This window comes from Streptomyces sp. 6-11-2 (genome assembly GCF_006540305.1).
Lineage (GTDB): Bacteria > Actinomycetota > Actinomycetes > Streptomycetales > Streptomycetaceae > Streptomyces.
This window is the reverse complement of sequence record NZ_BJOR01000001.1, coordinates 7,953,882-7,974,420: the sequence shown is the minus strand read 5'-3', so window position 1 is coordinate 7,974,420 and position 20,539 is coordinate 7,953,882. Positions and strand designations below refer to the sequence as shown.

Below are 20,539 nucleotides of genomic sequence, written 5' to 3'. Positions count from 1 at the left end.
CCGAGTGGGGCGAGGAGTAACCCTGGCCGTTTCCAAGAATCGCCATCAGCCTCCGGTCCAGTTGGACGAAGACGAGGTCGACGAAGCCGTGGCACTGATCGAGGCCATGACCCGGGACGACCTCACCGGCCCCGAGTTCATCGACCGCTACACCGAGGCGCTGCACGCGGTGATCGAGGCCAAGCAGGAAGACCGCCAGCAGCCGCAGGCCCCCGAGCCGACGGCCCGGCCAGGGCAGCTGGTGGATTTGATGGCCACGCTGCAGCAGTCCGTCGACAAGGCCCGGGCAGCCCGCGGCGCAACGGATGTGCCCGAGGCGCCGGCCAAGCCCGCGAAGAAGGCGCCCTCACGGAGAGCTTCCTGAAGGACCGCCGGGCGCGCGGGCGGTCGGCGAGGTACGTCAGCGCGCTGACCTGCCGTGGTCGGGCTCATGGTCGGTACTACGGTCAGGGCGTGTCGAAACGGCACGCGACGCCGGGACCGGGCGTGCGCGCTTCACCGGGGCGCGGGTCGTACAGGGCGCGGCCGCCGGGGAACTGCCCGAGCTCGGTGGACATGGCCACATGCAAATGCTGCGCGGCACCCAGCCACACACGCCTCACACATCCCAACAAGCTGTAGGCGGGTGGCTTTGTTCAGATTGGGCTCTGGTCCACTTCTTGTGGTCGTGTACGCAGCGTGATTGTTGATCTTCGCGTGAGGGCGGCTGAGGCCGCCCGAAAATCGTCTGGCCCGAGTGTGGTGTGGTCGACAGTGCTGCGCCGTGAACGAAGTACGGCCGCAGCTGGATGAGCTGTTGTTCCCGTCGGTGGAGGATGTGTCTGTGGTGTCGGTCGAGGTGGCCGATACGGTCGTCCGGGTGGAGGCTCGGACCACGGCCAGGCGGGCGGCCTGCCCAGGCTGCGGCCGCTGGTCGGGTCGAATACACGGCTCCTATCTGCGATTTCCCCGCGATCTGCCGACCGCGGGCATGTTCGTCGTGGTGTCGTTACGGGTGCGCCGGTTCGTCTGCGCGGAGGACTCCTGTCCGCGGAAGACCTTTGCCGAGCAGGTGCCCGGACTCACTCGCCGGTTCGGCCGGCGAACGGAGCGGCTGCGATCGACGCTGGTCTCGGTCGGTCTCGCGCTCGCGGGCCGGGCCGGCGTCCGGATGGCGGAGGTCTTTGGGGTGCCGGTCAGCCGGAACACCCTGCTGAGGCTGATCACCTCGTTGCCGGACCCGCCCGCCCCCACGCCTCGCGTGGTTGGCGTGGACGAATACGCCCAGCGCAGAGGCCGAATCTACGGAACCGTGCTGGTCGACGTCGAAACACGTCGTCCGGTGGACCTCCTGCCGGACCGGAAGGCGGACACGCTCGCGGCCTGGCTGGCCGAGCGGCCCGGGATCGAGATCATCTGCCGCGACCGCGCCCCGTTCTACGCCGAAGGGGCCACCCGCGGTGCCCCGCAAGCCCTCCAAGTCGCCGATCGGTGGCACCTTTGGCACAACCTGGGCGAAGCCGCCGAGAAGTGCGTCTACCGGCATCGCGGCTGCCTCCACCCCGCCCTGGCGCCGCCGGAAGAATCGCGGGAACAGGCGGAACCGGCTCCGTCATCGCCCTGGCCGACAGGTCACCGGTTCGCCGAGCGAACACGCGTCAAGCACGCCACTATTCACGCGCTCCTGGCCGCCGGACACAGCAAGCGGTCCGTCGCCCGGCAACTCGGCATGGGCCTCAACACCATTCTGCGTTTCTCCCGCGCCACTGTGCCGGAGCAGTTGTTCACGGGCCAGTGGCAAAGCCGGCGCACAAAGCTCGACGTCTACAAGCCCTATCTCGACCAGCGATGGCAGGAAGGCTGCACCAGCGCCTGGAAATTGTGGGAAGAGATCAAGGAGCAGGGCTACCCGGATGGCTACGGCAACGTCCGCGCCTACGTCAGCAGGTCTCTACGCGGCAAACCCCAGCCGGTCGGGCCCCGGCCGCCATCGGCCCGCGCTGTCACCCGCTGGATCCTCACCCACCCCGACGCCCTGCCCGAGGGCGACCGGCTCCAGCTCAAGGCCGTACTGGCCAACTGCCCTGAACTGGACGCCCTCACCGGTCACGTCCGCTCCTTCGCCCATATGCTCACCCATCTGCAAGGCGATCAACTGCCGGAATGGATCAAAGCGGCCACCGCCACCGATCTGCCGAGCCTCCAGCGGTTCGCCCAGCACCTCGAACGCGACCTCGACGCCGTCATCGCCGGCCTCTCACACCCCTGGAACTCCGGCGTCGTCGAGGGCCATGTCAACCGGATCAAGATGCTCAAGCGTCAGATGTTCGGCCGTGCAGGATTCGAGCTCCTCCGCAAACGAGTCTTGCTCTCCTGATGAGCGCGTCACTGGGCCTGATCCGATGGCCTGCGCTCGTCATCGATCCTGCGGGGCTTCACGCCGAGAATGAGATTCTCGAGGGCCTGCGGCATCGGCCCGAAGCTAGCGACCCAGGAGGCGACCAGGTAGATCTCATTGTTCTCATCGATACCGAGAAAGAATCGGCCGTGATCGAGCTCGCCGAGCGGGAAGAGCCGTCTCCCTATGGAGTCGCTCCACTCCGAGAACCGGTCGTCCTCACCCCAAGCAAGCCCCGGATCCAGCTCGAACGGTTCGCGGGCGACGCTGATTCCCGGACCACTGATGCTCACGGTCAGCCCCCCGAACTCTTGGAGGAACGTATCCGCAGCATCGTGCATGGCGAGGCCGACCGCTTCGAACATGGACCGCCAGTCGGCCGTGTCGACCCGCCTGCCTGCCGTCCACCCCGAAGCCTCCAGGACCTCAAGCACCTCTGGCGGCCATCCGCTCATGACAGGCCAAGCTCCTCAACTTGAAGTGAGAGGCGATCATCCCAGCAGACGGCCCTGGAGAGAACAGCGTGTGACCGCACCACAAGAAGTGGACCAGAGCCCGAGATTGGACAGCAGATGTCGACCACTTTGGGAGGCACAAGAGTCTGGCGCTGTTCGATTGCCAGACGGCTAGAAGAGGTCGGTCGAGGTGCCCTGCGTGAGGTTCTTGAGGATCGTGCGCAGCCACGGGCTGCGCACGGCTGGTAGCCGGACCAAGGTGTGCTGGAACGTTCCCCGGTCGGCCCGGAACAGGTAGTTGGGGCGCGGCGGGAGCGGGTCGTCGCGGAGTACGTCTTGGGGTATGCGGCCTGACGCGGGAACCGGCAAGTACGGCTGGGGAGAGACCAGCCACAGCCACACCCTCAGCGGCAGGGGCACCAGGTATGCCGACGCAGTCGGGCTGGCGGGGGTCCAGGTCTGACCTGTCTGGGGATGGACCGGTACGAGAAGGATGTCGACGCCCGCGTCCGGGGAGGGCTGTCCCGGTCCAGCCAGGACGGCGCGCCGCTTCGGGGGGCCTGCCGGCAGCAGGGCGTCGAGCGTGCGTTGGAACACGTCCGTGGTCAGACCGCCCGGGACCTTCACCGGCTGCCCTTGGGAGGCAACCAGCAGGTGGGCGAGCGCCTGGCCGGCTGCCGCCTCCCACTGCGGGCTCCACGACCAGTAGTGGTTCGAGCCCAACCGTCCTCCCCACGTGGCAATCGGCTCGAACGGGGGCGTTTTCTCTCCCTTCTCTGCCAGCTCCGCCCAGGAGAGGGGCGCAGCGTGGATATCGTCAACGGGGACGCGGCGCACGGCGTCCGAGCTGAGCCGCACCGCCTGCCAGAGCGAGCAGTCGTCGACCCTGGTCGCCACGGGGAGGTCGCATGCCTCGCAGGCCATGTTGGGCCCGTCGGCTCCGTCGAGGCCGCAGCAGGCACCGCCGCGCTTCTCAGGAATCAGCCGGGTTCCACGGATATCACCGGGCGCGATGACACTGGCCCTGGGCGTGCTGTCGGACAGGGCGTAGACCGGTGCGTAGATGCCGCGTGCCTCCGCCTCGCCCGGATCGATCTCGTCCCACATCCGCCACGGCCCTCCCCAGGGGTCCGGGTCCACGGCAAACGTCCCGGACTCCATGAGCACCGGAAGCTGGGCCCCGTTCCCGTACTTCTGACGGGCGTGGACTGGCAGTGAGACCTGGGACAGCGGGGTGGTCAACTCGGCGTCGCATCCCGCACATACGAAAACGAACAAATGTCCTCCGCCGGGGAAACAGACGCATCGTCGCAGCTCGCCAGCAGCCAGCCAACATGTTTTCTCGTCTGTTGCGGGAACGGCACCTGCCACCGTCGTGGAGTATCAACGCAGCGCGGGCAAGTGCCAGCCGCTGCCCCTGACTACGGCAAGCGACTCCCTCAGTGAGCCTTTTCCAACCTCAGCTTGAAGCGTTGAGGTGGAGCGTGAGTATCGCCTGGACGAGGCTGGTGATGCGGGTGGTGCTGCACCGGAGCTTGCACAGGAGACGCCAGGACTTCAGGGAGGCCACGGCTTGCTCGCCGACAGCCCGGATCTTGGTGTGGGAAACGTTGACGGCCTGCTGACCTGTGGAGAGCTTGTCCCGACGGCCGCGGTATGGCACACGTACCGTGCCGCCGGCGCCCTGGTAGCCCTTGTCGGCCCAGCAGCGAATCCCGGCTTCGGCCAGGGCGTCGACGAGACCGTGGGTGCGGGCCGCCTTGATGTCGTGGACAGAGCCGGGCAAGGCGGGTGAGGCCCAGAGCAGGTTGCCGAACGGGTCGGCGATGACCTGCACGTTCATGCCGTGCTTCTTGTGCTTGCCCGAGTAGTACGGCCGGTCGGCGGCGATCCGGTCGATGGGCAGCAGCGTCCCGTCGAGGATCACGAACGCCTTGCGCACTGCCACGCGGGGGGCTGCGGCGAGGCTCGGGGCGAGTGCAGCCAGAACCGCACGTGAAGCTCCCGGCGGGTATGTTGATCTTGGTCGACAACCCATATACCGGGAGCTTCACCTCTTCGTGTGTCCAGTCTCGCGTCAACGAAGTCGAGGAAGGCCCCCGTGTCGTCGGTTACGACCCAGGGCGCAACGCTGGTGTAGCCCTCGGGAGCGGCGTTGGTCTGCACTTCCTCAAGGCCCGCAGCGCCGTCAGGTCAATCGCCTCCCGGGGGCTCGGCCTCCGGCTCCTGGTCGCCGTGCTCGGAGTCGGCGGCCGGGGGCGCGAGCAGTTGCTCGGGCATCGCCGCCCACGAGAACGACGGATCCTGGCGGACTTCCGGTTGTACCTGACCGCGACCCCGCGCATTCTGGCCTCGCCGCGGCCGCAGAAGGGCGCAGACGGCCAGGAGCTGGAGATCGCGTCCTGCGAGCTTTATGTAAAGCATCCGCCTTTCGAGGCAGCTTTAGCTACAGTCCTGCTCATCGGGGCAGCGTCCGCCTGCCGCCATCATCACGAGGGGGTCTGCACGCATGCGCGTTGTCGAGGGAACACCTCAGGAAATCGTGGAGTACGAGCGCCTTGCCGCTGGCAGCGTCTCCCAGACTGCATCCGCAGTGGACGCCGCGCCCTCCCCCGACGAGGCCACCGAGACGGAGGCGGACGATGAGGCGCCCACGCTCAGCGGGTCGGCGCCCCTGGCACCCGCAGACCATGTCGCCTTGATGCAGTTCATCTACGGACGCGCGGGCAAGAACGACGAGCGCACCGTCCTGACCGAACGGTTCGTCATGAGGCTTCTGCAAGAGGAGGACGTTGTCGTGGCCTTCGGCCGCTCCTCCAAGACCTTCGACGGCCTCGCCGACTACCTGATGATCCGCGACGACGGCCCCCAGCGCTACGGAGCGGTCGCGTACCTGCGCCCCGGCAACGGAGGCATGACCGTACGACTCAGTCCCGACGACCTCGAGCGCCTCGGGCAGAAGGACAACCCCCGGGTCCAGTACCGCAACGTCGTCCCCTCCGACCCCTACAAGATCAACTGTCCCCTGGCCGACGAGGAAGCCTTCGACCTCGCCCTCGACCTGGTACGCGCCGCGCTGAATGTCGTGCGCAGCGAATGATCCAGGTAACCGGCAACGAAGGCGAGGACGACGATCTGTAGGAGCTTGACGGCAGACGGAATCCCGGGGGCCACCGGATGTTTATCCCGGCGTGGTGATAGTGCGCAACGTAGGCGACCGCAGCGGACCCCGGCGGGTAGCCGTCCGTCCTCTTCGGCGCGGCGGGAGGCAGCGGGCGTCAGTACTGCGGGACACCCCTCAACCACCCGATGCGGGCCCGGATGCGCGCGCATCCGGAAAAGGGAAAATGCATGTGGAGTGCTCAGGACGTGGCGCGGGATCAGGTCCGGCGTCAGGCGAATGGCCTGGATGTCGCCGCCGTTGCGGAAAAGGTCGCGGAGGCCGCTGTCCGTGAGCGGGAAACCGCGGAGCAGTTGAGGGGGAACGGTTCCTTCTACGAGTTCGAGATGGACCGGGAGCGGTTGGCTGCCGTCTGGCTGGCCCAGCACGCTGAGTGGCGGCGCGTCAGGGACTTGATGGCTGCAGTCGGTTGGAGCGTGTACGAGCCGGAACAGGATGCCCAGGGATCCGTGTGGGCTCGCGAGCGTGAGGAACGGTTTGCTGGTGCTCTTGAGGCACAGGCCGCCTTCGGGGAACGGCGGCAGGAGGAAGCGGATGAACTGCGGGCGGAGGTCTGGCTGTCCGCCGCGTCCAGTCGGCTGATCCGGGTGGTGGCCAGCCGGGCGGGGCTGCGCCCCTCTCAGGTCCTGGCCCAGCTTGCCGAGCAGATCGTCGTGGGCGAGGACGGTACGGTGTCCGTTCCGCCCTTCACGCCGTCCCTGTGAATTCCGAAGCGAGTGGAAAAGGCGGACGGATCCTGGTGACCGTACCGACCCTGGACCTGCTCGCGCAGACCGCCCAGGCGTGGCGGTTGGTGGGCCACCGGGCGCCGATGGTGGCGGTGTGCTCGCTGGAGAACGACCCGGTGCTCAACTCGCTGGGGGTGCGCACCACCACCAACCCGATCCAGTTTGCCCTGCGGGCGGGATCGGGGCCGGTGGTCGTGTTCGCCACGTACGCCTCCCTGGTGGACCGCGCGGAGCCGGTTCCGTCGCAGTGTTGGCGCTCTTTGAAAATGGCTCTGACCGCGATTCCGTGAATGATCTTGGTGCTGCGGCAGGCTGCCGCCGAATCGGTCTTACCTCTCGACCGCGCCGACTAGGTGGCATGTCGCCTGCCCAGCCGTCAGTCTGATGTTTCACCCATCACGGGTGCGGCGCAGGCGGCTTGACGCCTCGTGGTTCCGCGGCGGCAGCGCGGGCGAGCGCCGGATTACGGATGAGGCCCTTGCCTTCGGCAGGATGGGCGCATGACCGAGATCCGCACACCCCGCCTCCTCCTCCGTACCTGGCACGATGACGACCTCGCGCCGATGGCGGACATCAACGCGGACCCACGGGTCATGCGCTGGATCGACGACGGCTCGGTGCGCGACCTGGACCACACGGGCGAGGACATCGAGCGGTGGGAGGAGGAGTGGGACGAGGAGGGCTTCGGGCTCTTCGCCGTCGAGCTGCTGGCCTCGGGCGAACTGATCGGCTTCACGGGACTGTCCGTGCCCGAGTTCCTGCCGGAGGTGATGCCCGCCGTGGCGATCAGCTGGCGGATCGGCTCACAGTTCTGGGGCCAGGGATACGCGTCCGAAGCCGCCCACGCCACACTGGAGTTCGCTCTCCAGGACCGCGGCCTGGACCGCGTCATCAGCATCAACCGGGTGGGTGACAACGCCTCCGAGAACGTCATCCGCAAGCTCGGCATGGCGCCCGAGCGGGAGACGGCACACCCGGTGTACGGCTACCCGCTGCGCGTTCACGCCATCGACCTCACCGAGTTCCAGGCATGAACCGGCCGAGCCGTCGATCACCACAAAACAGCCGACCATTGTTCCTACGTCCCCGAGCGTATTAATCGCGACGGTACGGACACCCAGGGGCGGATGGTGTCTTCCCATCGCTGACCTCCGCTTTCACGGAACTGCGGCCAGAGCCATTTTCAAGAAGCCCCATCAGCAGTGGAAGCAGCGCCCTCCCCCTGGTGTGCGGCGGGCGCCGATGGTGCCGGCGGCGCGAGCAGCCGGTCTCGGCACCCTCGCCGGCCTCGGCTTCCGCGGCCTGGACAACGACATACGTGACCCCGTGATCATCACCGGCTCCACAGCCAGCCGCGCTCACAAGCTCACCCCAGGCCAGAAGGATGCCAGCCGCGTCCTCGCCGTCGGACGTGCACCGGTCGAGCACGGCTTCGCCCACCTCAAGATCTGGCGGATCCTCACCAAGCTCCGCACCGACCCCGCCCGCGCCACCCATCTCCTGCGCGCCCTGCTCGTTCGATGCCTAGCATCCGATGTCGTGCCGTGCACCGGATGCAGAACATCGTGCGGTCCACTCGGTGGACGATGCCCGGCATCGTCACCACAGCCAGGCGGTGGAGTGCCGCACCCGGGACAGGGTGCGCGCGTCGCGGCGCGCGGCCACGTTGCCGATGCGGTTCTGCCGGGACCGGGGCCGGCGCGACTGCCCGGCAACGAAGCGGCGGCGTCCGGCGTCCTGGAGCCGCCTGCGCTGCTTGCGCAGCTCCCGCTTCTTGTCCCGGTCGTTCTTCGGTGTCCGGGGCCGCTTCCAGATCGGCTCCCACGGCGGAGGCTCGTCGAGCATGGCGGCCCACTCCTGGGCGGCTTCGCGGGCGCGGGCGAGGGCGTCCTCGAGGCTGGGTTCTTCCGGGGTGCTCACGCGACTCCTCCTGTGGTCCGGCCCGGCGCTGGCTGGGCGCCGGGCCGCGGGGTGTGCGGCGGCGGGGCCGTCGCCGGGGTGGGCTGTGGTCGGGGGCCGTGGGCGACGGCGCGTTCCCGGATGCCGTCCTGGAGCTTGGCGGCCATCTTGGCGGCGGCGGCCTCGAACGTCCGGCGGGTCTGCTCCACCGTGGCGACGTCGGCCGTCTGCTCCTGGCCCCGGCTCGCCTTCCGGTCCGAGCGGAACGGCCGCGGGCGGGGCCTCGGGGCGGCGGGCGCGGCGACGGGGTGCGGCCGGGTCCGGGAGCCCAGGCGGTGCGCGCGGCGTACCGCGTGAACCTGGGCGGTCAGCGCGCCGGCGGCGAGGCGGGCCCGATCGTACGGGGACTTCGTGCGGGCGCGGGTCAGCGGGCGCAGCACGGCCTGGTCCTCGGTGTCGCGCGGGTACAGCGTGCGGAGGTCGGCGGTCATCATCCGTCGGCCGGCCGGGCGGGTGCAGTCGTCGATGGCGGCCTGCACGATCTGTTCGTCCAGTCCGGGCTGGTGGGGTCGGCCGCGCAGGGCGTAGGCGAGGTGGCGGCGGGCTTCGGTGAGCAGGTGCCGGCGCTTGAACGCGCCGCGCATCACGTACAACACGGCGACGGTGTCGACGGCGGCCAGCGTTATGTCGACGGCCGGCCGCACCCGCAGATTGCCCCACGTCCCCTTGTCGTCCGGGCGCCGGGCACGGATCGACACCACCGCGTGATCGTGGAGCAGAGACTTCCCGGCTCTGGACTCGTAGTGCCGGAACACCGCGACGATCAGCCCGTCCCGGATCGGGGCACGGTGCTTGCCGCCGCTCCCCCAACGGATCTGTGCGACTGACTCCCCCAGCCACGCCGGCGTCTTGTCCCGGGCGATGTCCTGGCACAACTCCAGCACCAGGCGGTCCTCCTCACCAAGCAGCGCCCACGCGATCTGTGCCGTCGACGGCGCCCGGAACACCAGATCCACGGCCAGCCAGGGCGAGCGCTCCTTGGCCTTCTCGGTCTTGGGTGACTTGTTGTGCTCGATGGGCCTGCCCAGCACGATCGCGCGCCGCGCCTTCGCCGGATCGTCGCCCGCCTCCAGGCGCTCGCGCTCGATCCGGTCGGCGTCCGGGTGCCGGCCTTCGCCCAGGAGCAGTTCGGCCTGACGCTCGGTCACCACGTCCCCGGCCGCCAGGCCGACCGCAGCCAGACCCCGGCCCGTCCAGAACCCGGGCGGGGCACCGGCCTCATCCTGAGCGGCGCGCAGCGGCGTGCCCGCAGGGCACTGGCCGTCGCCGGCCATCACACCGTGGCAGTAGTACGGCCGGCCATTTGGGCCGATCTTCGTCTCGCTGAGCATCCAGTCATGGGACCTGGCCCGTGACCTGCGTAAAAGTGTGATCGGGGATGCTTGCCGCCGGGCGGGAGGCCATCACCAGATCTTTACCGCAGCGCCCGCCAGGCGGGCCGTCACGGCAGCACGAGACCGTAAGCAGTTGGGGTGTCCACAGTCCCGCACATGGATATCACCGGAACCGGAATGCCCTGCGCTCTCTGCCAAACGCCTACCAAGGAGTGGGTGTACCTTACGCCGACGGATGCTGCGGTGGCGGAGCGGTCAACCGATCCGCCACCGCAGCACACCGTGTGTCAGCCGGTTCTGTTGATGTACGCAGTGGTGACGCCGAGCGGCTTCCCGTCAGGCGCTGCTGTGGTGCGGTAGAACACCGTGACGGTGTACTTGGTCAGCTGCTGGAGCAGTCCGCCCTCGCCGGTCAGCTGCAGGCCCTCGGCCTGGGCCCGGCTCACCAGCTCGTCGATCAGCTGGTCGTCCACGGCCTCCGCCGACACAGCCGCTGCCGTCACAGCCGCTGCCGACTCGGCAGCCTCGTGCCCGGCCACGTTCTCACTGGTCATCGGTGCATCTCCCATGATCGGGGTTACACCGAACGATTTGCAGTCCCCGCCCGCAGCGTCACCGCGTCACATCCTCACTGTCAGGTGTGACGGTTTGTTCGGCCCAGATGGTCTTGCCGGTGGCGGTATGGCGGGTGCCCCAGCGGTCGGCGAGTTGGGCGACGAGGAGGAGGCCGCGTCCGCCTTCGTCGTAGACGCGGGCGCGGCGCATGTGGGGGGTGGTGCTGCTGGTGTCGGAGACTTCGCAGATGAGGGTGGTGTTGTGGTGGATCATGCGGAGCTGGATGGGGGGTTTGCCGTAGCGGATGGCGTTGGTGACGAGTTCGCTGACGATGAGTTCGGTGATGAAGGCGGCGTGGGTCAGTCTCCACGTGGTGAGCTGGGCGGCGGCGTTTTGGCGGGCGTGGGCGACGGCGGCGGGGTGGGGTTGCAGGTCCCAGGCGGCGACGCGGTCGGCGCTGAGGGCGTGGGTGCGGGCGATGAGCAGGACGATGTCGTCGTCGGGGCGGTGGGTGAGGGTGGCGGTGAGGACGTGGTCGCAGACGGTGTCGAGGGTGTGGGTGGGGCGGACGAGGGCGGCGAACATTTTGTCGAGGGCTTCGTCGATGTCGTGGTCTCGGGGTTCGAGGAGGCCGTCGGTGTAGAGGGCGAGCAGGCTGCCTTCGGGCAGTTCGGTCTCGGTGGCCTCGAACGGCAGGCCGCCCAGGCCGAGCGGGGGGCCGGCGGGGACGTCGAGGAGGTAGGCGGCGGCGTCGGGAGTGACGACGGCGGGCGGGGGGTGGCCGGCCCGGGCGAGGGTGCAGCGGCGGGTGACGGGGTCGTAGACGGCGTAGAGGCAGGTGACGCCGATGCCGCCGGCGCCTTCGGGGGCGCCTTCGGGGGTGGCTTCGTCGGCGGAGAGGCGGATGACGAGGTCGTCGAGGTGGGTGAGCAGTTCGTCGGGCGGCAGGTCGACGTCGGCCAGGGTGCTTACCGCGGTGCGCAGCCGGCCCATGGTGGCCGAGGCGCGGATGCCGTGGCCGACGACGTCGCCGACGACGAGGGCGACGCGTGCGCCTGACAGCGGGATCACGTCGAACCAGTCGCCGCTGACGCCGGCCAGGGGGTCGGCGGGCAGGTAGCGGGAGGCGATCTCGAGGGCGGCCTGCTCGGGCAGGGTCCGCGGGAGCAGGCTGCGCTGCAGGGTCATGGCGGTGGTGCGTTCGCGGGTGTGGCGCCGGGCGTTGTGGATGCTCAGGGCGGCCCGGGCGGTGAGCTCCTCGGCCAGCTGCAGGTCCTGGGGGGTGAAGGGGGCTCGGTTGTGGTGGCGGCTGAAGAGGGCGGCGCCCAGGGTGGTGCCCCGGGCGCGCAGCGGCACCACCATGAGCGAGTGCGTGCCCCACTCGCTCATCCGGGCCGCTCCCGGGTCCTCGCCGGCCCACCGGGCAAGGGTGGGGCCGGTCATCTCGTAGAGCGCCCCGCGGTCCTGTGCCAGGCATTCGGCCACCGGGGACAGCGCCGGGTAGGTGCTGGACTCGCCGACGGCGACCGGGGACTCGGGGCTTGTTTCCAGGACGGAGCGCACGGCGGCGCGGCGCATGGTGACCGGCCCGGCCAAAGCGGTGGCGTCCGCCCCCTCACCGCGCGCGGGGAGCAGGTCGACGGCGGCGAAGTCCGCGAGACGGGGGACGGCGACGTCGGTGAGTTCCTGGGCTGTACGGGCGATGTCCAGGGTGGTGCCGATACGGGCGCCGGTCTCGTTCAGCAGCATCTGCTCCCTCTGCGTGTGCTCCTCGTGCCCCTGGTAGGCGGTCAGGCACACGCCCCGCAGCCGGCCCGCTGCGTCGCGCAGCGCGGTCAGCGACACCGGCCGGCCGCTTTCCGGGCCATCGGCGCATCCGGCGTGGGCGGCGGGGAGGAAGGCCTCGGTCCACTGCGGCCCGCCGTCCTGCAGCACCCGGCGCATCCGATCCTGGATCTCCTCGCCCACGGGGTGCGGCACGATGTCCGCCAGGCGCAGCCCGCGCATCTCGGCCTCGGTGAGCGAGAGGGCGCGCTCCATGCCGGTGTTCGCCGCGATGAGCCGCAGATCCGTGCCGAAGACGGCCAGGGTGCAGGGGGACTGGGCGAACGCCCACTCCTTCAGCTCCCTCAGCCCGCCCGGCTCCTCCTCCTGCCCCCGCTCGCCCGGTGCGCCAGGTGTGCCTTGCGGACGGTTTTCGGGGTGCGGCGGCGGGCTGGTCACGGCGCAGAATAGGAGCCACTCGGTGGCCGCACCGCCGGCGGGGGTGCGGCGGTGGGCGAGCAGGCGCTGTTCGAGGCGGCGGCCGTCCTGGTGGCGCAAGCCCACGGTGCCGTTCCACCGGTCCTTGCCGGCCGCCTGGTGCCCGGCCGCCCGGCGGGCGGCCTCGCCGGTGTCGTCGGCGAGCAGGCGGGTGGCAGGACGGCCGATGACCTGTGAGGGCTCGTAGCCGAGCAGGCGCCGGGCACCCTCGCCCCACCCCGTCACGATGCCGTGTTCGTCGACCGTGGCCGTGGCCGTGACGGTAGCGGTGGTGCGGGGCGGCTCGGGCGGGGTGTCCGCCTCACCCGGCCGTTCACCAGGAGGAGTGGGAGGGTGCTCCATCGGCGCTCATCTCGCCTCGCTCGTTCCTCGACCGCTGTTCCCGGGGGAACCTCCGCTGTCAGGGCCCTACTGACAAGCATGATCCTGCGGGGCAGGAAGCACCAGCACGGTGCTCGGTGAGGTACCCGGGCCAGGCCGGGGGCACGGACCGCCCGCAGTGGGCGGTGCGCTGTGTGCGGGGCCGGGCGCCGAGGGTGGTTCCGCAATCAAGGCCGCCGGACTGGCGGTGACAGTCTGCGGAGAGCCGGTCAGAAGCTGTTGTCCTTTCGATCACATCGCACTCAAGATCGAAAGGACAACAGCTTCTGACCGCAAAGCGGCGGCGACGTCCGGCGTCCGGTCCGCGGACTGCGCCAGCACCCCCACCGTCGCCGACGTGCGCGGGTCGACGGGGAGCCGGTCGCGGCCCCCTGGGTCACAGGCCCAGGGCGATGGCCACGCGGGTCAGTTCGGCGGTGTTGGTGATGTTGAGCTTGGCCCGGATACGACGCAGGTAGGCGTCCACAGTGTGGGTGGAGAGGCCCATGTGGCGGGCGGTCTGGAGGTAGGTGCGGCCAGCGGCGATGTGCCGGAGCGTCTCGCGCTCGCGCGGAGCCAGCGCGGGGGCGGGGGCTTCGATGTGCGGAATGGCGAGGGTGGCGCTCATGATGCTGTCCTCCGGCGAGGGATCTGACCGTTTAGGGCGGTTTGCCCTGATTTCTTCAGATTGCTCGCCGGACGTCATGGCCGTGTCCGCCGACTGTCACAGACGCGCCACAGGGAAAGGCGGAATGGTTTGAATCAGAAGCCGTATCTCTATCGATCATGAGGAAGGTTCTGATCGAACACGGTCCTTGGTCGGGTGATCTCGGCCGGGTGGATGCATGAGTCCAGGGCCCCTTGATAGCTCGGGTTCGCGACCACTCGAGTGCCAGGAGGTCCTGTTGTTCCAGTCTTGGGTGACGGCCCCCGTCTCTTCCAACTCCCGCGTGTCGTCGTGCGATTGCCTCGCGCACAGGTTCGGGAACGCGGCCGATCGCCCGAAGAGGGTGCCGGTGTATCCGTCGGACATGACGGACGCGGAGTGGGCAGTGGTGCGGGACGCGATGCCGGTGCCGGCCTGGCTGGAGGGCCGGGGCGGGCAGCCGGAGGGCTACTGCCGCCGTGTGATGCTGGATGCGACCTGCCGCCGCCGGGAAGCCGGGCGGGCGAGGCGACGGCTCATGAGCATGGCCTGCGAGAAGTAGATGAACGCCTCGCTGCTGGCGGGCAGTCTGGCTGTGGTGCCCGGCCACCGCGGCCGCACCGGCGGACGTGGACCGCTGGTGGCAGTCCTTCCTCCGCCGCTTCGACCTGGAGCACACCTTCCGGCTGATGAAACAGACCCTGAGCTGGACCGCCCCGAAGGTCAGGAATCCCGACACGGCCGACCTGTGGACCTGGCTGATCATCGCCGCCCACACCCAGCTCCGCCTCGCCCGGCCCCTCGCCGAGGATCTCCGGCGCCCCTGGGAACGGCCCAGCGAGCCCCGCCGCCTCACCCCCGCCCGGGTCCGCCGGGGGTTTCGCAACGTCCGCGCGACAGCAGCCCGCCCGGCAATCGCGCCGAAACCGTCCCGACCAGGTCCCGGACGGCCTCCCGGCTCGAAGAACAAGCAACGGGCCAGGCGCCACGACGTCGGCAAGACCGTGAAACGCGCCGAGTCGACCAAAGAACACCGAGCCCAGCGAGGTTAAACGCCAAGCTAAGACCAGAACCCGTTCTGGCACAGCGTGAAGAAACAGGAAGCCAAGGAATCCCACACGGAAACCGTGCCGCGTAGCGGCACAACAACCCGTGGGACGGCCAGAATCCTCGGGCTTCAGCCCAAGGATTCTGTCAAATCGTCGGCCACACGGTGGAACTGGCCGAATCAGCCGACCGCGCCGAGGAGTTGATCCGCGAGACCATCGACCGCAACGGCATCGTGCCCGAGACCGTGCACGCCGGCCGCGGCACATCGATGACGAGCAAGAAGGTCTCCCAGCCGCTGATCGGCCTCAGCGTGACCGGGAGCCACTCAGACCCAGGACCAGCAACGGCAATCCCTGCAGCGAGAGCCACTTCACAACCGGGTCCACTTGTCGCTGAAGGTGTCCTTGCCGATCTCGCAGGAGGCGATGGTGTAGCCGCCCGACGCGGTGGACTGCGAGATGACCCTGCCGTTGACCTTCAACTGGCAGGTGACATGGCCGCCCCCCTGAAGCTGCGCGGTGATCGCGTAATGCTGCCGGTTCTCGAGCGGCCTGGTCACGCTCATCGGCACCTTGCCCTGGGCAGGGGACCCGGCCGGGCCGTTCCGCACGTCGGCGCCGCTGGTGCCGGTGACGACGTAAGTGACGGTCGGCGGCGCCTCCTTCTGGGGAGCGGACTGCGAGGCAAAGGCCTTGGAGGCGTTACCGGCGGCCGAGGGTACGGCGGCCGGGCTCTTGCCAGTACCGCTGCCGGGCCTGCCGCCGGTAGCAGCGGTGATCGCGCCGGCGATGACCAGGATGCCGACGACACCCAGGCAGCCGGCTCCGGCACAGGTCTTGCCCCTGCTCTTCTTCCTGGGAGGTTCCGGGGCCTGCGGCTGGAACGGCTGCTGCGGCCGGCCGGGCTGCCGGCCCCGAGAAGGCGTAAACATGTGCGGAGACCCCCATGTGGTGGCGTGAGGAAGGGGACGGGACGAGACGGAATACGTACGGGAACATGTCCCGGTAGCGCTTGCGCACGTGCCGCAGACGACAGGCCCCGCGGTGGAAACCGGGCATCGCCTGCATCACCGCCAGGCACAGCAACTCCCAGTGGCTGAGCTTCGAGGGGCCGCCCGGGCAGACGCGTGACCCCAGCCCGCTCATCGTCGATCTTCACGCACAGTGCGGTCACGAGGGTGTTCAGGCCGGTTGTCGCAAACGGATCCTGAACACCCTCTCTTCGCGCCCGCAGGCGTGTGGACAGACTCGTCTAGGTCCAGGCGTCGCGCGGCAGGCGGGAATGTGACGACGGGGCCTAGGAGTACACCCAGGTCTGCGAGTACGACGAGGACTGCGAGGACGACCAGTTTGACGAGGTCGAGTAGGAGCTGTAATCCGGCGTATCCACGTACGACGTGGACTGCGAGGACGACGAGGACGAGGAGTCCGACGAGGACGACGTGACGTCAACATCATTGGCGTAGCCGCTGACGGTCTTGGCCTCCTGCTGGGGCGCTTGCGTGGCCACCGCGCTGGTCTGGGCCGGAGCGGCGAACGCGGCAGTGGGGATCAGCGCGCCTCCCGCGGCCAGGGCGGCGGAAGCGGTGAGGACCGCCAGACGCCGTGTACGAAGTGTGCGGGCCATGGTCAATCTCCTTGGTGAGAAATGAGGGGAAAGGAAAGCGCCGAAACGGTCCTGCCGGTTCTCCGGCGGGACGGCCGCGGGACACACACCCCGTCAACACCGTCCGGACCATCCCGGCGGGCTCACCTGCTCTGCGTAAACCCATGCCTCAATTGACCCCGGCCCGGCACACCGCGTCATGTCCCTGGAATTCGGGGCTTGACAAACATCCCCGACCCACCGACCCTCCCCCCCGACGTCCCTGCCCCAGAGCTGCTGGTCATCCTCAACATGCCGGGCAAGATCGCCGACTCACCCTGCGCGTCAGCGCCGTCCCCTCCGTGCACCGCAGGCTCCTCGCCCGCTGCCAGCCGCTCGACGGCAGCCACGGCTCCCCGGCAGTAACGGCCCAGCGCAAGGCCCGCTGCGAGTACGAGAACCGCGTCAGCTCCCTCGCACCGATCGGACCATGATCGTTCTCAGTGCGGCTTTCGGAGCGCGCGGCGTCCAGCGGCTCCTGCACGCCAGCCGCCATGAAGGCGAAGCCGGTGCCCTGCAAACCGGCTTCGTCGCCGACGAAGCGCAAGGACGGGGTATTGGACGACTGCTCGTCGCGCACATGCAGTCCGAGGCCCGTGCCGCCGGGCTCGACCGTGTCAAGGTCGTGTCGCATCTTCCCGCCGAGGGCCGGGGCGCGGAGCCGGAACAGCGGGCACGGCGAAGGTTCGACCGGGACGCACACGCCGAGACGATCGTGGACGCGGCCACCGTGGCGACGCTCGACCGCGTCATTCCGAAGGAATGCGAAACTCGAATTCGGGACGGTCCCACGGTGATCATGCAGGCATACAGGACGAGGCAAGAGGACCAACTCGGCGCGCTCGGCCTGGTCCTCAATGCCGCCGTGCTCTGGACAACGCGCTACCTCGACGCCGCAGTCGACCACCTGCGGGCCCTGCCGCCCGAGGAGCGGGAGCATGACGTCCTGGACGAGGACGTGGCCCGGGTCTCCCCGCTGAAGCACGCCAACCTCAACTGCCTGGGCCGCTACAGCTTCGCTGCCCGCCCGCCACGCGAGGGCCTGCGCCCCCTGCGTGACCCGGCGACCGTCCACCTCGACGAGGACGACGAGGGCACCGGCGAATGACGCGGCGTTAGGGCGAGTATCGGGTCGCGATCAATGAGCATCGCAGTTTCCGGGGCGGGTGCCCGCATGGGGTACGGGGCCCGGCGATCCGCGGCTGCGCCGTGTGGACGCGCGTGACCGGAAGCGTTGCCGCAGGCAGGCAGCGGCGGGGGCCCGAGGGCCCCGGCTGCGGTGTGTCAGAGCACGGCGAGCCGGTCCACCAGCAGCTCCACCCTCTGTGCGGCGTCCTCAGGCAGCAGCCGTCCCGCCCGGGTCAGGGTCGCAAGGCCGTGCAGGGACGCCCAGAACACCTCGGTGAACAGCCCCGGGTGGACGCCGTCCCCGGCGACCTCGCCCAGGCTCTCCATCAGCGCGGCGAAGGCGTCCTTCAACGGCTCCGGGGTGTCCTCCTGCGCGTACGCCAGGCCGCCGTCGAGCTGGAACAAGGCGTCGTAGACCGCCGGGTTGCGCTCGGCGAAGTCGAGGTAGGCACGGGCGAGGGCGGCGACCCGCTCGCGCGGGCTGTTCGCGGCGGACGCCGCGGCCCGCACCGCCACGGCCATCTCGGCGGCGCCCTCCAGGGCGACGGCGCCGATGATCTCGCGCTTGCCTCGGAAGTGGCTGTAGAGGACGGGCTGGCTGTATTCGATGCGCTCGGCGAGCCGGCGCGTGGTGACCGCGTCCCAGCCCTGCTGCTCGGCGAGTTCACGGGCCGTCGCCACGATGAGGCGCTCGCGGACCGCCCGATCGCGTGCCTTGCGTTCCTGTACCGACATAACTCGAATCCTAGCACCGCTAGACAAGTAAGCGGCAGCAGTACTAGCGTTGTCCACATCAGCTAGCAGCGCTAGATCCCGGGAGGGGCACCATGCTCAGCGCACTCGAGGTCATCACCACCGTGGTCGTCGGCCTGATGGTGGGGGTGGAGTTCTCCGTCGCCTTCGTCATGAACCCGATCTTCAACGCCCTCCCGGAGGACAGTAACCAGCAGGCCCACTCCCACGGGGGCCGGATGCTCGGCGCCGTGATGCCGTTCTGGTACATCGGCTCACTCGTCCTCGTCGCGGTCTGGGCTGTCGCGGGATGGCACCACCCCGGCACCGGCCTCGTCGTCACCGCCGCCGCGCTGCTGATCGTCAGCGTGATCATGTCGATCCTGCTGCTCGTCCCGATCAACAACCGGGGCAAGACGTGGACCCCTGACAACCGGCCCGCCGACTGGAAGCAGCAGATGAACCGCTGGGACCGCTACCACTACGTCCGCCTCGCCGTCATCATCGCCGCCTTCGCCCTGCTCGTCGCCGCCCTCACCTGAGCCCGGGGGCCGACACCACGCCGGTGGCGCACGATCCCCACTCCCCGGGCGGCAACTGGCCACCGAAATCCCGACATCCGGGAATGCAGCTGCCGCTCAGAGCCCGCAACGGCGATCAGACAGGATTCGCCGGCACCCACCCCGCTCGCACCGCGGTCGCCACCGTGTCGCGTGGCCGTCGCGGCGCAAGCGGGACGGAGAGCTGCCGGATGTCAGCCGCGGAGTGCCGCCATGTTGGTCGCACTGATCCTGGCGAACCGCAGGGACTGCCCCGGATCCGAGCTGCCGCCCGGGGCGTTGTCCTGCTCGTAGTTCGAGTTGTAGTGCCCCTTGGCGCCGACGGACTTGTAGAAGGTCTTGTAGTCGATGTCGCTGCGGGGGTCGCCGAACGGGATGAAGTTGTAGCCGTTGCCGACACCGGGTGCCTCGCCGGTGGCGTCGCCGTCCTTGGCGTGGAACAGCTGGTACCGCTGTGGCTGCTTCGCGACCTGGGCGGCCGGGTCGAAGATGTCCTCGACGCGGTTGCCTTCCCAGTCGTAGCGCCACCGCCACTGGTGCTGGGCGACGTGCGCCCAGTACACGTCCAGCTCGATGACACACAGGGCCGGCTCGGTGACGTCGAGATAGTGCTGCATGAGGCGCTTACCCGACTCTCCCCGCACCTGCGTGGGCGGAATCGGCCTACCTGTCACGCGGTCCTCGGTCACGGTGACCATGGGACCGTCCTGCAGGAAGTTGTACGCCGGCGAGTGGTTGTGGGTGTACATGTGGATGCCCGACTGCAGGCTGAGCGTGTTCAGCGCCTCCCATTTCTCGCCGGCGACGGTCCACGGCTCGATGTTGCGGTTGCCCGCGTTCGTCGGGTCGTTGCCGGTGCCCATGTAGGGCATGCCCAGGATCGCCGCGAATTCGAGCTCTGTCTGCAGCCGCTCGTAGTCCTGTGCGGCCATTGCGCCGCCGGGGCTGTTCGGGCCGTTCCACGTGTTCGGTACGAACCCGTGGTTGCCGATCGCCTCCAGACCGTACGCGTCGAGGAAGCCGCGCAGCGTACGCGCGTATGCCAGGTACGCCGCTCGCGACTGCGGTGTGGTGACGCCGCCGGGCGCCGGGTTGGGCACGTCGCCGCCGGGGTTCGCGGCGTTCTGGCCGTAGCCGGCGAACTCGATCTGCTTGAAGCCGCAGTTCGCCAGGAACTCGAACAGCTCCACCCAGCCGCCGGGCAGCGGCACGAGCGGGCCGAGGTCGGTGGGGTCCTTCGGGAAGTTCGGGCCACCCAGGCGGCCCATGGTGGGTGAGACGCCGCGCGCCGCGCTCGCCGCGATGCCGACCCGCGTGGGCACGTCGCGCTGGCTGTAGGTGATCGTGCCCAGCTTGCCGCCCGGGATGAGCCGCCCGTTGGCTGCGCTCGCCCGGGCGGGCGTGAACACGGATGCGGGGCCGAGTGGGCTGAACGTCGCGGCCACCGCCGCGCCCGTGCCGACCATGAACCGGCGTCGGTTGAACTTGCTGTTGAAGGCCATTGTGGTCCCTCTTTCGAAGTGGCTGAACCAAACCAGGGCCGGGGCGCCGTGCCGATCGCACGGCGC

At 69.4% G+C, this 20,539-nt stretch carries 19 protein-coding genes and 6 pseudogenes; 12 read left to right on the top strand and 13 right to left on the bottom strand.

Annotated features, from left to right (window positions below; all coding sequences use genetic code 11):
- The first annotated feature begins 61 nt into the window (after positions 1-61).
- Together TNCT6_RS36080 and TNCT6_RS36075 are read left to right on the top strand one after the other, a co-directional pair.
- Positions 62-364, top strand: coding sequence for a hypothetical protein (locus tag TNCT6_RS36080; protein WP_141365862.1), 303 nt, complete (start codon positions 62-64; stop codon positions 362-364).
- A gap of 399 nt (positions 365-763) precedes the next feature.
- Positions 764-2,356, top strand: coding sequence for an ISL3 family transposase (locus TNCT6_RS36075; protein ID WP_141365859.1), 1,593 nt, complete (start codon positions 764-766; stop codon positions 2,354-2,356).
- Between the two features lie 8 nt (positions 2,357-2,364).
- Here TNCT6_RS36075 and TNCT6_RS36070 read toward each other — a convergent pair whose 3' ends face one another.
- From TNCT6_RS36070 to TNCT6_RS41420, 4 genes and pseudogenes are all read right to left on the bottom strand, one after another.
- A complete protein-coding gene (locus TNCT6_RS36070) occupies positions 2,365-2,832 on the bottom strand; it encodes an SUKH-3 domain-containing protein (protein WP_141365857.1) in 468 nt (155 codons plus the stop codon).
- Positions 2,833-3,003: 171 nt separating this feature from the next.
- Positions 3,004-4,110, bottom strand: coding sequence for a hypothetical protein (locus tag TNCT6_RS36065; protein ID WP_141365854.1), 1,107 nt, complete (start codon positions 4,108-4,110; stop codon positions 3,004-3,006).
- A gap of 181 nt (positions 4,111-4,291) precedes the next feature.
- A pseudogene (locus tag TNCT6_RS36060) lies at positions 4,292-4,822 on the bottom strand (transposase family protein); the annotation flags it as partial.
- 89 nt (positions 4,823-4,911) lie between these two features.
- A pseudogene (locus tag TNCT6_RS41420) lies at positions 4,912-4,998 on the bottom strand (VOC family protein); the annotation flags it as partial.
- Positions 4,999-5,341: 343 nt separating this feature from the next.
- Between TNCT6_RS41420 and TNCT6_RS36050 the strand changes: the two are divergent.
- The 4 genes and pseudogenes from TNCT6_RS36050 (at position 5,342) to TNCT6_RS36035 (ending at position 7,775) form a co-directional block, all read left to right on the top strand.
- Complete coding sequence (locus TNCT6_RS36050) at positions 5,342-5,932, top strand: hypothetical protein (protein WP_141365851.1); 591 nt, start codon at positions 5,342-5,344, stop codon at positions 5,930-5,932.
- A gap of 251 nt (positions 5,933-6,183) precedes the next feature.
- On the top strand, positions 6,184-6,717 hold the full coding sequence (locus TNCT6_RS36045; RefSeq protein ID WP_141367147.1) for a hypothetical protein: 534 nt from the start codon (positions 6,184-6,186) through the stop codon (positions 6,715-6,717).
- Positions 6,714-6,974 (top strand): annotated as a pseudogene (locus TNCT6_RS36040) (hypothetical protein); the annotation flags it as partial. The gene TNCT6_RS36045 and the pseudogene TNCT6_RS36040, both read left to right, overlap by 4 nt.
- Positions 6,975-7,241: 267 nt before the next feature.
- Positions 7,242-7,775, top strand: coding sequence for a GNAT family N-acetyltransferase (locus TNCT6_RS36035; RefSeq protein WP_141365848.1), 534 nt, complete (start codon positions 7,242-7,244; stop codon positions 7,773-7,775).
- A 565-nt stretch (positions 7,776-8,340) separates the two neighbouring features.
- Here the strand turns inward: TNCT6_RS36035 and TNCT6_RS36025 are convergent.
- From TNCT6_RS36025 to TNCT6_RS36005, 5 genes are all read right to left on the bottom strand, one after another.
- A complete protein-coding gene (locus tag TNCT6_RS36025; protein ID WP_141365846.1) occupies positions 8,341-8,661 on the bottom strand; it encodes a hypothetical protein in 321 nt (106 codons plus the stop codon).
- Positions 8,658-10,031 (bottom strand): MobF family relaxase, encoded by a 1,374-nt coding sequence (gene mobF / locus TNCT6_RS36020; RefSeq protein WP_253266364.1) that lies wholly within the window; start codon positions 10,029-10,031, stop codon positions 8,658-8,660. Before mobF ends, TNCT6_RS36025 begins: the two co-directional genes overlap by 4 nt.
- A gap of 290 nt (positions 10,032-10,321) precedes the next feature.
- The gene (locus TNCT6_RS36015) at positions 10,322-10,588 is read right to left on the bottom strand and encodes a hypothetical protein (protein ID WP_253266363.1); all 267 of its coding nucleotides are present in this window, start codon (positions 10,586-10,588) and stop codon (positions 10,322-10,324) included.
- Between the two features lie 58 nt (positions 10,589-10,646).
- Positions 10,647-13,193 carry a SpoIIE family protein phosphatase gene (locus tag TNCT6_RS36010; protein ID WP_141365844.1) on the bottom strand — a complete coding sequence of 849 codons (2,547 nt, stop codon included), beginning with the start codon at positions 13,191-13,193 and terminating at the stop codon, positions 10,647-10,649.
- Positions 13,194-13,608: 415 nt separating this feature from the next.
- Positions 13,609-13,839 carry a response regulator transcription factor gene (locus tag TNCT6_RS36005; RefSeq protein WP_141365842.1) on the bottom strand — a complete coding sequence of 77 codons (231 nt, stop codon included), beginning with the start codon at positions 13,837-13,839 and terminating at the stop codon, positions 13,609-13,611.
- Positions 13,840-14,242: 403 nt separating this feature from the next.
- On the opposite strand from TNCT6_RS36005, the gene TNCT6_RS41415 reads away from it, so the two are divergent.
- Positions 14,243-14,419: a transposase gene (locus TNCT6_RS41415; RefSeq protein WP_253266362.1), complete on the top strand. Its 177-nt coding sequence runs from the start codon at positions 14,243-14,245 to the stop codon at positions 14,417-14,419.
- Between the two features lie 25 nt (positions 14,420-14,444).
- Positions 14,445-14,909 (top strand): annotated as a pseudogene (locus TNCT6_RS35995) (transposase); the annotation flags it as partial.
- A gap of 368 nt (positions 14,910-15,277) precedes the next feature.
- Here the strand turns inward: TNCT6_RS35995 and TNCT6_RS35990 are convergent.
- Complete coding sequence (locus TNCT6_RS35990) at positions 15,278-15,838, bottom strand: hypothetical protein (RefSeq protein ID WP_141365840.1); 561 nt, start codon at positions 15,836-15,838, stop codon at positions 15,278-15,280.
- A gap of 365 nt (positions 15,839-16,203) precedes the next feature.
- Positions 16,204-16,533, bottom strand: coding sequence for a hypothetical protein (locus TNCT6_RS35985; RefSeq protein ID WP_141365838.1), 330 nt, complete (start codon positions 16,531-16,533; stop codon positions 16,204-16,206).
- Positions 16,534-16,853: 320 nt separating this feature from the next.
- On the opposite strand from TNCT6_RS35985, the gene TNCT6_RS41805 reads away from it, so the two are divergent.
- The 3 genes and pseudogenes from TNCT6_RS41805 to TNCT6_RS41400 form a co-directional block, all read left to right on the top strand.
- On the top strand, positions 16,854-16,985 hold the full coding sequence (locus TNCT6_RS41805; protein ID WP_301184417.1) for a hypothetical protein: 132 nt from the start codon (positions 16,854-16,856) through the stop codon (positions 16,983-16,985).
- A 92-nt stretch (positions 16,986-17,077) separates the two neighbouring features.
- Positions 17,078-17,348: pseudogene (locus tag TNCT6_RS42240) on the top strand (GNAT family N-acetyltransferase); the annotation flags it as partial.
- Positions 17,348-17,659 (top strand): annotated as a pseudogene (locus TNCT6_RS41400) (Tn3 family transposase); the annotation flags it as partial. The pseudogenes TNCT6_RS42240 and TNCT6_RS41400, both read left to right, overlap by 1 nt.
- A 176-nt stretch (positions 17,660-17,835) precedes the next feature.
- Here the strand turns inward: TNCT6_RS41400 and TNCT6_RS35965 are convergent.
- On the bottom strand, positions 17,836-18,414 hold the full coding sequence (locus TNCT6_RS35965; protein WP_141365836.1) for a TetR/AcrR family transcriptional regulator: 579 nt from the start codon (positions 18,412-18,414) through the stop codon (positions 17,836-17,838).
- A 92-nt stretch (positions 18,415-18,506) separates the two neighbouring features.
- Between TNCT6_RS35965 and TNCT6_RS35960 the strand changes: the two genes are divergently transcribed.
- The gene (locus TNCT6_RS35960; RefSeq protein WP_141365834.1) at positions 18,507-18,953 is read left to right on the top strand and encodes a DUF1772 domain-containing protein; all 447 of its coding nucleotides are present in this window, start codon (positions 18,507-18,509) and stop codon (positions 18,951-18,953) included.
- Positions 18,954-19,165: 212 nt separating this feature from the next.
- Here TNCT6_RS35960 and TNCT6_RS35955 read toward each other — a convergent pair whose 3' ends face one another.
- A complete protein-coding gene (locus tag TNCT6_RS35955) occupies positions 19,166-20,473 on the bottom strand; it encodes a TIM barrel protein (protein WP_141365832.1) in 1,308 nt (435 codons plus the stop codon).
- Between the last annotated feature and the right edge of the window lie 66 nt (positions 20,474-20,539).